We start from the raw sequence: 15,433 nt of genomic DNA, 5'->3' as shown, positions 1-15,433 counted from the left end.
GTATTTTAACCTAAAAATTTAAGTGAAAAATATGATTTACGTTGTTTTTGTAGAACCTGAATCCCCTGGAAATATTGGTTTCCTTGCAAGGACCATGAAAAATTTTGGATTAACAAATTTAGTCCTTATAAATCCATGTGAATTAAAAAATGAAAGTTACTTTCAAGCAATGCATGCAAGAGATGTTGTAAGCAACTCTGTAACGTATGATTCGCTTGAAAATTTTTTAATTGATGCTAAAATTGACTCAGCAGTTGGGACTACAGGTACTGCAGGTGGAAGTTATAATGTAGCCAGAATAGCTGTAAGTCCAGAACAACTTGCAGATTCAATTAACTACCAAGGTAATGTGGCTTTAATCTTCGGTAGAGAAGGTAATGGGCTTTCAAATCAAGAAATTAAGTTATGTGATGTGATTGTAAGTATTCCCACCCATGATTATTACCCCATACTTAACATAACCCATGCCGCAGCCATCATATTCTATGAAATGTTTAAGAGAGAAAAGTCTTATCCTGTTGATGGGCTTGAAGCTGCAACAAAAGCTGAAAAAGAGAGCTTGATGATATACATGGAGGATATAATCCAAAAATTAGGTTATCCCACTCATAAAAGCAAAAATGCATCCCTGGTATTTAAACGAATTATTGAAAGGGCATTTATATCTGGAAGAGAAGCTCATACCTTGAAAGGAACTTTAAGGAGAATAAACGCACGCATAAAAGAAAAAGGAAATGAAGGTGAAAAATAATGTTCCTTGGAATTACCCCCTTCGATATAATCACGATAGTGGTCATAATACTACTGATAATAATGCTTCCAATTCTTCTTAAAATGAGAATAAATTCTTCAATCTCACGTTACACATTTGAACTTGAAGCAATGGTCAAAGAATCCAAAAAAACATTGGTAAAAATATGTGTGGAAAAGGGAAATCCAGTAAATGATCCAAGTGATGCCGTTGATAATTTCATGGAATTTTTTATTGTCCCTCCTGTTGCACTTGATCCTGCAGGTATAATGGATAAATTTGAATCAATTATGGATTTAGGCGAAGAACGATTTAAACAAATGACCAAAACAATTGCACCTCAAGCAGACGATGAATGGAGATCAAATATAATCATGACGCTCAAAGCAACACTGGGTATAAATGGCGTTGCAAAGATGGTTAGACACAATCTGGAGCTTTCAAAAAAAACGGGTAATCTTCAAATACTTCTAATGCTTCAGATGAGCCTTCCACTCATCATGAGATTGGTTAAAGCTCAGTATGAAGGTGCAAATGCATTTTCAGAAGGAAAACCTGTTGGAGATGGTATAGGTCCATTGGTAACAGGAATGCTCTTAAAAGATCTTCCAGAAAATGAACTTAATTATATTGAAGACGATCTTATTGTTGGTGAACTAAACATAAACAATAGGAATATTGTTGTAATGCGCGCCAAAGGTCCTGGTGCAAGAGTTGGTAAAATTGGGAAAAATGTTACTTCAATTATGGAAAAGAGGAATATTAAAAGATTAATTACTGTTGATGCTGCTCAAAAACTTGAAGGAGAAGAAACTGGATCTGTTGCAGAAGGAATTGGTGTTGTGATAGGTGGGTTTGGAGTTGACAAGTGGCTTATAGAGGAGCAAATGGTGAAAAAGGATCTTCAAGTAGATGCAATTATTGTTAAGATGAGTCCTGAAGAAGCCATGTACCAGATGTCAAAGAAAATTCTTGAATCATCTGAAAAAGCTCTTGAAGTTCTTAAAAATTCAATTTTAGAATCTGAAACTGGTACCAAAATTATGGTACTGGGTGTTGGAAACAGCTGTGGAATACCCAATACAGTCAAAGATATATCTAAGATAAACGTAAAAGAAGATATCAAAAAAGATAAAAGAGGGCAATAAATGGCCATTCTAAGTGATAAAGATATAAAAAAACATATTAAATCTGGAAAAATAGTTATAGAACCATTAAATGAGCCAGAAAGACAAATTCAACCATCTTCAGTTGATTTAAGGATCGGAAATGAATTTAAAAGCTTCAGAATAATAAGGAAGCCTTGTATCGATCCAATGGACAAATCAGACATTGAAGGTTACATGGAATCATTTTATATAGAAGAAGGAGAACCATTTATTATTCATCCTGGTGAATTTGCTCTGGCAACGACCTATGAAACTGTTGAACTTCCTGATAACCTTGTTGCGAGGGTTGAAGGCAGATCATCAATGGGTAGGCTAGGAATAACCATGCATGTTACAGCAGGGTACATAGATCCAGGTTTCTGTGGAAAAATTACTCTAGAAATATCCAACATAGGGAAAATGCCTGTTGCGCTATATACCGGTCAGAGAGTTTGTCAAATAGTCTTTGAGACGATGACATCACCAGCAGATAGGCCATACGGACACCCTGAGCGAGACAGCAAATATATGAACCAGAGTCGTCCTGTTACAAGTAAAATTAAACACGATTATGAACTTATAAGAGGATCCACCCTAAAAAAGAGTTAGATTCAAGAAATTATTATATTTTTGAAATAAATTTTATTGAGAGGATTTATCATGACAGACAGCAAGGTAATGAACATAGCCAAGAAAAGAGGATTTCTTTGGTCTTCATTTGAAATATATTCAGGATCAGCAGGTTTCTTTGATTACGGCCCATTAGGTGCAATACTCAAAAACAACATCATTGAAAAATGGAGAAACTACTATATAATACACGAAGGTTTCTATGAAATAGAATCACCAACCATAATGCCTGAGGAAGCACTTAAAGCTTCAGGACATGTTGACCATTTTACTGACCCCATGACAGAATGTAAAGAATGCATGGAAGTTTACAGGGCAGATCATATAATTGAAGCAGCCATAAATGAAGATGTAGAGGGACTAGAAGATCAGATATTGACTGAAATGTTATCAGATAACGAAATTAGATGTCCTAAGTGCGGTGGGCCGCTAACACATGTATGGAGCTATAACTTAATGTTTCAAACATTAATAGGTGCAAAGGGCAAAAAAACAGGTTATATGCGTCCTGAAACTGCACAGGGAATTTTCATTCCATTTAAAAGATTATTAAGATTTTTCAGGGGAAAACTTCCATTTGGAGTAGTTCAAATTGGTAAAGCTTACCGTAATGAAATCTCTCCCCGTCAAGGAGTTATTAGATTAAGGGAATTTACCCAAGCAGAAGCAGAAATATTTGTTGATCCTTCAAACAAATCCCATCCTCAATTCAATGCCATAGCAGATGATATTCTAACTCTTTTCTCAGCAGAAAATCAGATAAAAAAACAAAATTCAGAAAGAGTGAATGCTAGAAAGGCTGTTAAAGAAGGATTGATATCCAGTGAAATTTTAACTTATCAATTATGCCTAGCAGCAAGATTTTTATCAGATATAGGAATTCCATCAGAGGTTATAAGATTCAGACAGCATCTTCCAACCGAAATGGCCCATTATGCAATTGACTGTTGGGATGTGGAAGTGAAAACAGACAGGTTTGGATGGATCGAAATAATAGGAATAGCCGATCGAACAGATTTTGATCTAAAATCTCATAGCAAACACAGCAACGAAGATCTTAGTGTTTTCATTGAATACAATGAACCCAAAACAGTTACTAAACTGGTTGTGAAGCCAAATATGAAGAAATTTGGTCCACTCTTCAAGGCTGATGCACCAAGAATACTCAGTGCATTAGAAGATTTAAAAGCATCAGATATACAAAAAGCCTTTAAAAATGAGGGCATATTCAAAATAGAAATTGATGATAAATCTTATGAATTATCTCCAGAAATTATATCTTTCGAAGAGATTGAAGATATTATTCGGGGTGAAAAGGTTATTCCCCATGTAATTGAACCTTCATATGGAATTGACCGAATAATCTACTCTGTACTCCTTCATTCCTATGCTGAAGATGATGAAAGATCATTTTTAAAGTTAGCAAAAGGAATAGCTCCTATTGGAGTTAGTGTTTTTCCACTTTTAAACAATAAAGATCTGGTTAAAATAGCACATTCTATAAGGGATGAATTTAGAAATCAAAACATAATTTCAGAATATGATGGATCAGGAACAATAGGACGTAGATATGCTCGTTCTGATGAGATAGGCATACCATTCGCAGTCACTGTTGATCATGAAACTCTTGAGAATAATACAGTGACCATACGAAACAGAGACAACTTGAAACAGACAAGAATCCCTATAAAAAATATCTACAATATTTTAAAGGATCTTCTTGAGGGAAGACTTGATTTTGAAGATATTTAATTTATTTTTTTTATTTATTTTTAAAATAACAATTAATTTAATTTATTATCCGAGTTACAAATAAGAGCCTCTGACTCTCTTTTTTGGATTTAATTTAGCAATTTTAATCTTGATTCGGTCATCATCCCAGTCTTATCATTTTTAATGCAATTTATTTAATAGGTATTAGGTGATATATTCTTACAATTCTTTACAACCCCCTTCTCTTCGATTAAAATTAGGAAAACCATATAACCAAGTTATTTTGTCTAACAAAAATATTTATATCCTTCTTAAATTGAATACATGATTTATTAATTAAAAAAAGCATACAAAATAAATAAAATTCAGAATTGCTCTTAAAAGGTGATAATATATGATAGATGCACATATACATGCAGATACAAGACCATATGAAGATTTTGAAAAAATGGCAGTGGCAGGTATTAAAAAAGCAGTTAGCTGTGCACACGATCCCATGAAAATGAGTACATCCGCAGTTGTTTTGGATCATATACACAGAATTATGGAAAATGACACCCAAAGAGCAGGAAAGAATGGATTAAAATTGTATGCTGCTGTTGGTCTTCACCCTAGGAGCATATCTTCCGATTACATAAGAGTTATAGAAAAGCTTCCAGAACTGCTTGCTAATAAAAATGTTGTGGCACTTGGAGAAATAGGGCTTGAAACTGCATCTGAAATGGAGATAAAAGTGTTTAAACAACAACTGAAAATTGCACAAGATATGGGTATAAAAGTTGTTGTTCACACACCCAGAACCAATAAAAAGGATATAACTAATATAACAGCATCAATAATTGAAGATAATATCGAAACATCCCTTATTCTACTTGACCATGTAGACAATTCAATAATAGATAGAGTTAGGAATTTTGAAGGAGTACTTGGAATTACTGTTCAACCTCAAAAAATGACACCTGAAGAAGCTGTTATCTTGATGGATGAATATGGCTATGATAGATTTGTACTGGATAGTGATATGAGTTCATCACCATCAGATCCTTTATCAGTTCCAAAAACAGTTCATAAACTTAGACTTGCTGGTGTAAATGAAAAGGATATAAAAAGAGTATCATATAACAATGCATCGGAATTTTTTGATATATAATTTATAAAATTTATTAAAATACAGAATTTATTTAAATTCTGAACTATTAAAAGCCCCAAGTTTTGTTATACAACTTGAAGCAGATTGATTTCCAAGTTTAAGGCAATCTTTAAGTTCATTTTTTTTAAAAAATGCTGTTATGAATCCTGCTGCAAAAGAATCCCCAGCTCCTGTTGTATCTATAGCATTTAGTTCCTTTGTAGGATAATGAATTTGATTATTTTCAGTATATACTTTCGAACCTTCCTTTCCCATTGTTACTACAACCAAAGGAACACCATTATCAACTATGAGTTTAGCTCCTTCTTCATAATTTCTACCTGTTAAAAGTGTGACTTCCTTCTTGTTTAAAAACAATATATGAGTTCTTTTAAGGATTTTATCTAGGGATTCCAACCCGTATGATGATAACAAATTGCCAGGATTGAATGAAAGTAATTTTGCATGTTTCGAAGCTTCTTCAACAACTTCAATGTACATGCCAGTTATGTGAAGTATTTCAGAATGTTTAATAAGGGTTATATCTTCCCTTTCAAGATTGAACTTTGAATTTGAACCCATAAACGTATAAATAGATCTTTCACCATCTGGTTCAATTGCAATAAATGCCATTCCTGTTTTTTCATCTATCGAAATCAGCCTTTTGGTGTTAATTCCTTCTTTTTCTAATTCAGAGCGAATATGCTTACCAAAAATATCATTACCAATTCTTGCCATTATACCAGTTTTCAAGCCATATCTTGATACACCAACAGCAAAATTGGCAGCTGAACCACCGATTAATGTACTAAGATTTCTAATATCCACTTCATCATCATCACCGGAAAAACGTTCCACATTCATTAAAAAATCAGTATTACATGTTCCAAGTCCTAAAACATCTAATTTGAGATCTTTCATGTTTTCGCCAAATAGATCTAGTTAAATTATTTCTTATTATATGATTATTAAATTTCTGTTATTTAATTTATAAAAAAATATTTTATTTATTCATCGGGTAGTAATCCAACAAATTTCTTGATCCTACCAACAATTCCTTCTTTATTAGGTTCAATTGGTTTATATTCTTTTCCGAGAAGATCAGCTGCAAGTTGCATAACTGCATTGCTTGTTGGGGAAGATGGGTTCACTTCAACCACAGATCTTCCAAGAGCCATAGATCTTTCCACTTCCCTATCGTAGGGAATTAAACCAATCATTGGAACTTCCAGTATAGATTCTATTTCATTTTCGGATAATAAAAATTTATCATCGTACCACATATTAAGAACAAAACCACTTATCTTAATGTTTAATTCATTGAAAAGTATTCTTATTTTCAGGGCATCTGCAACAGAGGGCATGGTGGATTGTGTCACTAATATTGCCTCTGTGTTTTCAGGAAGCCCCTCAAATACATTGGCGTTTATTCCAGCAGGAAGATCCATTAAAAAAATATCGCCATAATCAGATATCTCGTTCATTATCTTGTTCCATGAGATATAGTTGGGATTTATATGTTTCAAAGTTTCAAAATGGATTCCCGTAGGAACCACGCGAATTCCTTGGTTAACTTCATAAACACATTCATCTATGGATTTATCCCTCACTAAAACATCATGTAATGTTACATCAGGATTTAAAAGACCTGTAATAACGTCCAAATTAGCCATTACCAGATCTAAGTCCAGCATGACAACTTCCTCACCAAAAAGTGAAAGTGCAACCCCAAGGTTAAATGTTATGGATGTTCTTCCTACTCCACCTTTTCCTGAAGCAAATGCTATGAATCTTGACATTTTATACCATTTTCCAGCCTGTAATTCCAATCAATATTAATTTATCTCCTTCCAAGAAGTCCTTCAACGAGTTTAGCAATAACTCCCTTCTTATCTGGTTCAATTGGCTGGTATTCTTCACCTATAAGATCAGCACCTAATTGCATTATGGCATTGCTTGTTGGTGATTTAGGATTTTTAATAATTAAAGGCTCACCAAAAGCTGCTGCCCTGCTAACCTCAGGATCATCTGGTATGACTGCTATAACAGGTACTTCGAGAATAGTTTCTATTTCAGTAATTGTTAAAAAGGTTTTATCGTGTTGCTCCCTGTTTATTACAACACCTATAATATCGACTCCAAGTTTGTTTGCTATGATCTTAGTTTTTAGAGCATCACTTATGGAAGGAACTTCCGGAGTTGTAACTAGTATCATCTCCTGAGCCGCAGCTATAGCCGCCAAAGCGTCTTTTTCAAGTCCTGCAGGCGCATCTATAAGCAATATATCCGCATTTTCAACTAATATCTCCAATGCACTCTCCAATCTATCCATTTTAATTTTACGAAGGCCTTCAAGTGAAATTCCTGCCGGAACAACTTTTACTCCTCCAGGTCCCTCGTATATAGCATCTTCAATAGATGCAGATCCAGAAAGAACATCATGCAATGTTACAGATTTTCCTTCCATGCCCAGAATGAGTTCGAGGTTGGCCATTGCAACATCTGCATCAAGCACTATAGTCTCTTCTCCATAAGTTGATAATGCAACACCTAAATTGGCTGTGATAGTTGTCTTCCCTACACCGCCCTTTCCTGAAGCAACTGTTATAACTCTTGTCATCTGATAACCTCCTAACTAATCTCTACATTAACATCAAATTTATCTACAATTTCAGGATATTTCCTGAAACTTTTTCTTATTTCTATTTGAGATATATTTATTATCTGTCTTTCCAGATTAATATCCTTTGAATCACCCATAATACGAGATAAGAATCCTTTAGATTCTAATTCGATCATAATATTGACCTTACCACTCAATCCATCCGTGTTTTCAAGAAAAACCATTACCTCGGCTCCTTTAATTTTAGGTATTGGTAATATTGATTTTTTGATCTTATTCATTAACGTCAATTCAATCTTTTCAATATCTTCATCTCTTACTGAACCACCTTTATATGATTCAAGTATATTATCAACATCTTCCTCTTGAATGTCTTTGATACCATATTTTTTCATCAATTCGGACCTGTCAACCAAAGGCATTTCTGCATTTTCCTTTTCTTCCTTTAAATTGGTTTCAAGATCGTCTTCTAAAGTAGAATCTATATCTTGAACAGATTCCTCTGTAGAGGGGATATTAGATTCATCTGTTACAGATTCTATTTTCAATTCATCAGAAGGTTTTTCCTGTTCCGATTCTATTACAGATTCACTATTCATTTCAGTAACAGGATCAGGAATTTGCTGATTAGTTTGCTTCTCCTTTGTGTCATTCTCACCTAATTGTTCTGCATTAGTTTTTGGTTTGATAATTTCAGGAACAACATCTTTAACAGAATTACTTTCTAATTCAGATTTTTCAATTGGTTCATTTGGAGCTTCTTTTGTTTCAGATAGAATTTCTGGATCATTTGAAGACACTTCTTTGCTAACTATCTCATCATCATTTTGGGGAACTTGTTTTGGTTCAATTGTTTCAATTGTTTCAGTTTTTGTAGGCTTTATAGATTCAGGATTATTTTCAGATTCTTTTATAGCTTCTGAAACAGGTTTCGCTGTAGGAACTGCCTTCGGCTCTGGAGTTTTTTCTGTTTCTATGTTTGTTAAGTCCTTGGATTTTTTAATCTCATCTATAAGCTCATATGCATCTGAACCAATAATATATGGCTTGTTAATATCCATAAAGAAATCAATTTGGGTTGGACGTACATCAAAAATTTCAATTAGAGTTCCTTTATTATTCATTGCATCACTAATTTTTTCGATAGCATCAACCCTAGAATGTCTATCATAAGATGCTGCAATTTCTTTACCTTGTTTAAAAAGAATAAATCCTTCTTCGGAACCTGATGTAATCCTAATGAATCCATTATGTCTTTTTAAAGAAAGATCCTTCAATAACTCTGCGAATTCAATTTCATCCGCATAGCAGATCATGGAAGGTCTAGTTATTGGTAACTCCATTGATATCCCCCAATCCCCACACAAAACTAATTTTAATTATTTTTTAGTGAGGAATAGTTTATTATAAATTATCTTTATTATTAAATCTTTAAGTATCTAAATATTATTTTTCACTTTCGTATAAGCTTGATCTCGGGGGGAGTGATGATAATAATATTTTTACCATTTTTACATAGTAATATTGCTTCTCCTCCAGTTTTATCCCTGAATGCCTTTAATTTTTCTCCAGCTAACTTAAATTCTTCGGGCCTATCCCTTTCAAGGTAGCTCATGTCCATTATAATAGGATTTTTCTCTTCGGTGATCTGACTCAATGCAAAGTCAAAATCATCTAAGTTCTTGGCTTTCATTAGGATTATCTCATAGAAAGAATGTTCAGGAACAATTATGGTTTCCTGTTCTTCTTTTTCATCATTTTCATCATCTATACCAATATTTTTCTTTATAATATCCAGTACATCCTTCATTTCTACAAGTCCCCTATATAATCAATAATTACATCTAGCAATCTTGATGCTCCGCCATTTTTAACATCAACAGCGGGCAACCCATATTTACTTTCATAATTATTTAATTCATTTTTGTCACTAACATTTCTTAGATTCAAAGATAATCCAACTACTTTTGTGGGTTCTAATGCTTCAATAGCCTTAACTTCAAATTCTATACCTCTAGGTTCTCTGTATGGGTGGTTGGGTCTGTGACACACAATAGTTGCATTGGGCGTTGCACCTATAAGAATAGAAGCTGAAAGTCCTCTTGGATGAGGGTTACCTCTTTCTGTTAGGCTTGATTGACCTTCAATGAATATAATATCAGGATTCTTCTGTTCCTCCATATATTTAATAGATCCAATAACTGCAGAAGCAACATCCATCACAGAGAGGCTTCCTGCCCGGAAATTCATATCAACAGGTTGTTCAAATCCCATCTCATCAGTTGAGATTACAACTGCATTTAAACCCCTTTCTAAAGCTGCTTTACCCAATAATCTTGTTGTGGTTCTTTTTCCACACTCTTGTGAAGTACCTCCAACGAATACTATAGGAGTTTTGGGTTTGTAATCGAGTTTTGGTAAAATTTCTGTACACATTGGGGGTGCGGTACCAAATATTTTCCTTATAACATCCAGTCGAGGGCTGATTTCCTTTAAAATTACGCCTTTAGCATCTGCAAACTTAATAATAGATTCATTCTGTGAAATCGGTAATGATCTAAATGAAGTAACAACATTTTTACCATTATCAATTGCTTCAACAGCATATTTGAGTGCTGTTCCTTCAGCACCTATTGGCAGCATAATGGCTACGCTCTTGGCATTTGTCTTTTGAAGGACTTCTGTTAGATCTCGAGATATAACATTATTGCAAAATTCTTGGCCTTGCTTTTCAATATCATCATCAATGAAACCAACAGCTTCCACACCCTCAAAATTAGAGAATTTTTCTCCGCCACCTCCACATCCTATTATAACAAATGGGTTGAGGTCTTGAATTTCCTTAAGAGAAGTTATAAAATACAAAGGATCACTCCTATAAATTTTGGTGAATTTACTGTTAAACTTAACAATATTAGTAATTTTAGTGAATAACTGTGAAACTTTACATTACCTATTTATTTAATAAATGTTAAACCAAGATATATACTTTGGGTAGATTACTCAATTCTATTGTGGAGGCATAGGTATGATAGAAAGAATACTTAAGGATTTAGGAAGGATCAACGGTGTAAGTGGATCACTGGTAGTTGGAAAAGATGGTTTAATCATCGAAAGTGAAGTACCAGGAGACATAGATTCGGAACTTGTTGCTGCCATGGCTTCTGCTGTTTTCGGTACAGCTGAAAGATCTGCAGAAGAAATGAAACATGAGCCACTTCAACAAGTTATGATAGAGGGGGAAAAGGGAAAAACTTTAATGATAGATGCAGGGGAAGGAATTTTAGTAGTCATAACCGACATAGCAATTAATCTCGGTTTAATAAGAATTGAGATGAGAAGAAGTGCTGAACGTGTAGTTGACATGTTAACATAAGTTTTAAATCGGCAAATACCTAAATTTAAGACAATTGGGGAGGGAAAAATTGAGAAAACCCTACGTTATACTAATTGGAAGTGCATCAGGCATTGGAAAATCAACTATAGCCTCTGAACTGGCAAAAGAATTGGGAATAAAACATTTAATTGAAACTGACTTTATAAGAGCCATAGTCCGTGGAATAATAGGTCCGGACTATGCACCATCACTTCATAAATCCTCATTTGATGCTTACACAACACTTAGAGACAAAGAACGGTTTGAAGATAATGATTCACTGATCGAAGCTGGTTTTGAGGATCATGCTTCATTTGTTATTCCTGCTATTGAGAGGGTGATTAGAAGAGCAGTGGATGATTATGATGATGTTGTAATAGAAGGTGTACATTTAGTTCCGGGTTTCATTGACATTGAAAAATTCAAAAAAGATGCTTCGATTCATTTTTTTATATTAACCGCTGATAAAGAAGTTCACAAAGAAAGATTTGTTAAAAGAGCCATGAAAATAAAACGTGGCGGCAAACACTTGGAATATTTCAAGGAAAACAGGATCATAAACGACTACCTTGTGAAAAGTGCAGTGGAACATGGAGTACCAGTCATTAATAATATAAAAATTGAAAGTTCGCTCAAACGAATGCTAACTTTAATAAGAGAAATATGTAAAGTTATGCTTTTTAAACATTCTGTTGACCAATTAGAAGATGAAACATCCATAATACTAGATAAATATGGTGGTAGAATGGTGGATGTATCATATTTTCTTCCAGGTTTTGGAGAACCTTTAAACAGGAAGGTGAATGTATTTGATCCGGTGGAAGCTAGACGTTTCATAGACAGGTTGGAAAAAAATCCTAAGAGGAAAAAAGATTTGGAAAATCTGTACAGTCTATCAGATAATATTCATAGTCATAAGATTTGTGCGCCTGATAGAGAAAGTCTAGAAAATATGATAAAAGATCTTGATGATAAAGGTTTTATTTACAAAAATAAAAAAAAATAAAAACGAAACCTATTCTAGAACAGGACCTCAAACATCTTAAGTAGATTAAAAATAAGTAAATTGCCTAAATTTTAAATATGTGGGGAACTACTATTGAATAATATTACAACAGATTGTCCAGTATGTAGGGGTAAGAATACCCTAAATATGACCAGTAAAACAGAGAAAATACCCTATTTTGGGGAAATTATGGAATCAACTCTGCTTTGTTCAGATTGTGGATATAAACATTCTGATACCATCTGTTTGGAGCAGAAAGAACCAGTGAAATACACACTCAAAATCAGTAAAGATAAACTAAATACAAGAATTGTTAAATCCCAATCTGCAACTCTTAGCATACCCGAATTAGGTCTTAAGGTTGAACCAGGTCCCAAATCACAGGGTTACGTTTCTAATGTAGAAGGAGTCATTAATAGATTTGAATCTGCTGTTGCCACAGCAATGGAATGGGCAGAAGAAAAACAAATACAGGAAAATGCCCTTAAAATACTTGAAAAAATTGAAGAATTGAAAACTGGAAATGAAATAGCAACTTTAGTTTTGGAAGATCCATTTGGACACAGCATAATAGTGGACAATGATGCAAAACACAGAAAATTAACTGAAGAAGAAATAAATGAACTTAATACTGGTTTTATGACCATTGAAAATGAATGATAAATTATATTTTATCATTGGATTATTAATTTTTTTTTATTTTATTTGTACAATTTTATAACTTGTTGATTTATTAGGAGGAGTTATATGGAATTTTTAAACCTGGTTAAAAACAGATTCAGTGTAAGAAGTTACAAACCTGACGATGTAGAGGAAGAAAAATTAGATGTTATATTTGAAGCAGCCCGTCTTGCACCTACAGCTGTGAATTATCAGCCATTTCAATTGATTGTAATAAAAACACAAGGAGTTGAAAATAAATTAAACCGTATTTATCCTGCAAAATGGTTCAGTGAAGCTCCTTTAGTGATCTGTTTGTGTGTAATCCCTTCTAAAGCTTGGAATCGTAAAGATGGAAAAAATTATGCAGATGTAGATGGATCAATTGTAATGGATCATATTATTTTAGCTGCAACCAGTTTGGGACTTGGTACTTGTTGGGTTGGTGCTTTTGATCCGGATGCGGCTCGTGAAATTTTAGATTTGCCTGAAAATGTTGAACCACTTGTATTTACTCCATTAGGATATCCTGCAGAAGAACCAAAAGTTAAACAACGCAAAAAACTGTCTGAAATAGTTAAATTCAAGGATTTAAAATAAATTCATAAATATTTAATTTATTTTGAATAAAATCGGGGTTATCAGAATCATAATTCAAGAAATGAAGAGATATCAGAATATCTCATCACTCTCATCATCAACATCTTTAAGTTTGAGAGATTTTTTGACATCCATTGTTAATGCATCACAATCTGCTTTTATAGCTTCTAGATGTTTTAATATCCTGAATTTCTCCTCATTAATCCTCTTAATATTGGTGTAAGGATATATTGATTCTTTGAGCATTTCATATTCAATGGTTGTGTAAGGATAATCATTAAGTTGTTCACAGACCCGTTCTAGTACTTCGCCAAGGAACTTGTTCATCTCAACTTTAACCCTTTCCCTTATCATCTTGTCCTTATCAAGATTTCGTTTCATGAGCCTTACAACTTCAGCCTTTGCAAAGGGTAAATCTTCACCTTCGTCTTCTTCTCCCTCTTCATCAAACTCTTCTTCTAAATCTGCATCTAATTCTTCTTCATTTTCTTCAGTAGAATCAGTATTTAATTCTTCAGTTGAATCTTGATTTGAATCAGTATTTAATTCTTCAGTTGAATCTTGATTTGAATCAGTATTTAATTCTTCAGTTGAATTTTCGGTATTATCTTCATCCAATTCTTTGTATTCTTCATCATTGTGATCTAGCATAAAATGCCTCCAATATTCTTTATAAATGATCTGTAAAAAAACCTATATAAACTTATTGCATTATATTGTAGTTTCCCCTAATAATTTAGATAAGACAAAGGAAAATCCTAATAATTATCAACCAAGGAATGAAAAATATGAAAAGGTTGATATTTAAATAAAATATTAATTAAATAAACAATTTACTCTTCCTTTATATTATTTCAAGACTCATATCAAGCGATTTTGCAGAATGAGTTATATAACCAGTTGAAATTACATCAACTCCCGTTTTTACATAATCAACAATATTATCCGGATTAATCCCGCCTGAAACTTCTATTAAAATTTTATTTCTAAGTCCTTTATTTTCAAGAGCATTTAAAACATTTCGTATTTCATCGGGATTCATATTGTCCAGCATGATTATATCTACCCCAGCCATGGCAGCTTCAAGTGCATCCTTTGTGCTTTCAACTTCTACTTCAACCTTTTTTGTAAAACTAACATAGCCTTTAGCCATCTCAACTGCTTCTTTCACACTGCCCACTATTGCAATGTGGTTATCTTTTATAAGGATGCAGTCATCTAGCCTGAATCGATGAGTATCGCCACCGCCCACCCTTATGGCTTCTTTTTCTAAAAATTGAAGTCCCGGTGTAGTTTTACGTGTCCCTGCTATGATCACATTGTTGTTAACCTTTTCAATCAGCATTGCAGTTATAGTAGAAATCCCACTCATCCTCATGAGTATATTAAGAACTGTTCTCTCAACACTGAGTATTGTACTTGCATCACCATCAATCTCCATAATAATATCATCTTCAGCAAGTTTCTCCCCATCATGTTTTTTTATAGTGGTATTAATTGAGAACTCCTGAAAAATATTATCAACTAGATCAATACCGGATAAAATTCCCTTTTCTCTGCTGATGATCTTGGCCTTTATCAATTTATCTGGAGGTATTAGGGCTTTAGTGGTTATATCTTCAAAACCAATGTCTTGGTACACCATTTTAATTATTTCCCTTACATCATACTTCATTTATATCACTTTACCTTAAAAAATTAGATAAATGGTTTCTTTTACATATATTTTAATAACTTCTATGGGTATTTCTATATAAAATAAAAGATATAAATGTTCATTAAGTTAAGGGGTCATAG

Annotated in this window: 17 protein-coding genes; 9 read left to right on the top strand and 8 right to left on the bottom strand. The window is 33.5% G+C overall.

The window, feature by feature from the left end; translation table 11 throughout:
* Positions 1–31: 31 nt before the first annotated feature.
* From K8N75_RS08680 to K8N75_RS08660, 5 genes are all read left to right on the top strand, one after another.
* Positions 32–751 (top strand): RNA methyltransferase, encoded by a 720-nt coding sequence (locus K8N75_RS08680; protein WP_223791676.1) that lies wholly within the window; start codon positions 32–34, stop codon positions 749–751.
* A complete protein-coding gene (locus tag K8N75_RS08675) occupies positions 751–1,899 on the top strand; it encodes a DUF1512 family protein (protein WP_223791675.1) in 1,149 nt (382 codons plus the stop codon). Before K8N75_RS08680 ends, K8N75_RS08675 begins: the two co-directional genes overlap by 1 nt.
* On the top strand, positions 1,900–2,508 hold the full coding sequence (dcd, locus tag K8N75_RS08670; protein ID WP_048191163.1) for a dCTP deaminase: 609 nt from the start codon (positions 1,900–1,902) through the stop codon (positions 2,506–2,508).
* Positions 2,509–2,559: 51 nt separating this feature from the next.
* Complete coding sequence (glyS, locus tag K8N75_RS08665; RefSeq protein WP_223791674.1) at positions 2,560–4,281, top strand: glycine--tRNA ligase; 1,722 nt, start codon at positions 2,560–2,562, stop codon at positions 4,279–4,281.
* A gap of 355 nt (positions 4,282–4,636) precedes the next feature.
* Entirely contained in the window at positions 4,637–5,392 is a 756-nt protein-coding gene (locus K8N75_RS08660; protein WP_223791673.1) for a TatD family hydrolase, read from the top strand.
* A gap of 27 nt (positions 5,393–5,419) precedes the next feature.
* Here K8N75_RS08660 and K8N75_RS08655 read toward each other — a convergent pair whose 3' ends face one another.
* The 6 genes from K8N75_RS08655 to K8N75_RS08630 form a co-directional block, all read right to left on the bottom strand.
* The gene (locus tag K8N75_RS08655; RefSeq protein ID WP_223791672.1) at positions 5,420–6,292 is read right to left on the bottom strand and encodes a carbohydrate kinase family protein; all 873 of its coding nucleotides are present in this window, start codon (positions 6,290–6,292) and stop codon (positions 5,420–5,422) included.
* 86 nt (positions 6,293–6,378) lie between these two features.
* Positions 6,379–7,200 carry a cell division ATPase MinD gene (minD, locus tag K8N75_RS08650; RefSeq protein WP_223791671.1) on the bottom strand — a complete coding sequence of 274 codons (822 nt, stop codon included), beginning with the start codon at positions 7,198–7,200 and terminating at the stop codon, positions 6,379–6,381.
* A gap of 11 nt (positions 7,201–7,211) precedes the next feature.
* Positions 7,212–7,991: a cell division ATPase MinD gene (gene minD, locus K8N75_RS08645; protein WP_223791670.1), complete on the bottom strand. Its 780-nt coding sequence runs from the start codon at positions 7,989–7,991 to the stop codon at positions 7,212–7,214.
* Positions 7,992–8,002: 11 nt separating this feature from the next.
* Positions 8,003–9,337, bottom strand: a complete 1,335-nt coding sequence (locus K8N75_RS08640) for a DUF2226 domain-containing protein (protein WP_223791669.1) — start codon at positions 9,335–9,337, stop codon at positions 8,003–8,005.
* A 110-nt stretch (positions 9,338–9,447) separates the two neighbouring features.
* Positions 9,448–9,804 (bottom strand): cell division protein SepF, encoded by a 357-nt coding sequence (locus tag K8N75_RS08635; protein ID WP_223791668.1) that lies wholly within the window; start codon positions 9,802–9,804, stop codon positions 9,448–9,450.
* A gap of 2 nt (positions 9,805–9,806) precedes the next feature.
* Positions 9,807–10,859 (bottom strand): N-acetyltransferase DgcN family protein, encoded by a 1,053-nt coding sequence (locus K8N75_RS08630; protein ID WP_223791667.1) that lies wholly within the window; start codon positions 10,857–10,859, stop codon positions 9,807–9,809.
* 163 nt (positions 10,860–11,022) lie between these two features.
* Here K8N75_RS08630 and K8N75_RS08625 point away from each other — a divergent pair, with 163 nt between their 5' ends.
* The 4 genes from K8N75_RS08625 (at position 11,023) to K8N75_RS08610 (ending at position 13,636) form a co-directional block, all read left to right on the top strand.
* Complete coding sequence (locus K8N75_RS08625; RefSeq protein WP_048191171.1) at positions 11,023–11,370, top strand: roadblock/LC7 domain-containing protein; 348 nt, start codon at positions 11,023–11,025, stop codon at positions 11,368–11,370.
* A 49-nt stretch (positions 11,371–11,419) separates the two neighbouring features.
* Positions 11,420–12,376, top strand: a complete 957-nt coding sequence (locus K8N75_RS08620) for a 3H domain-containing protein (RefSeq protein WP_223791666.1) — start codon at positions 11,420–11,422, stop codon at positions 12,374–12,376.
* 93 nt (positions 12,377–12,469) lie between these two features.
* Entirely contained in the window at positions 12,470–13,036 is a 567-nt protein-coding gene (locus K8N75_RS08615; RefSeq protein ID WP_223791665.1) for a ZPR1 zinc finger domain-containing protein, read from the top strand.
* A gap of 87 nt (positions 13,037–13,123) precedes the next feature.
* Positions 13,124–13,636, top strand: a complete 513-nt coding sequence (locus K8N75_RS08610) for a nitroreductase family protein (protein WP_223791664.1) — start codon at positions 13,124–13,126, stop codon at positions 13,634–13,636.
* 72 nt (positions 13,637–13,708) lie between these two features.
* Here K8N75_RS08610 and K8N75_RS08605 read toward each other — a convergent pair whose 3' ends face one another.
* Both K8N75_RS08605 and nadC read right to left on the bottom strand, forming a co-directional pair.
* Complete coding sequence (locus K8N75_RS08605; RefSeq protein ID WP_420830722.1) at positions 13,709–14,254, bottom strand: hypothetical protein; 546 nt, start codon at positions 14,252–14,254, stop codon at positions 13,709–13,711.
* Between the two features lie 226 nt (positions 14,255–14,480).
* The gene (gene nadC / locus K8N75_RS08600; RefSeq protein WP_223791662.1) at positions 14,481–15,311 is read right to left on the bottom strand and encodes a carboxylating nicotinate-nucleotide diphosphorylase; all 831 of its coding nucleotides are present in this window, start codon (positions 15,309–15,311) and stop codon (positions 14,481–14,483) included.
* Positions 15,312–15,433: the final 122 nt, after the last annotated feature.

This window comes from Methanobacterium spitsbergense, from assembly GCF_019931065.1.
GTDB classification, from domain to species: domain Archaea; phylum Methanobacteriota; class Methanobacteria; order Methanobacteriales; family Methanobacteriaceae; genus Methanobacterium_B; species Methanobacterium_B spitsbergense.
The sequence above is the reverse complement of the archived record's forward strand: the minus strand, read 5'-3'. Positions and strand labels throughout refer to the sequence as shown.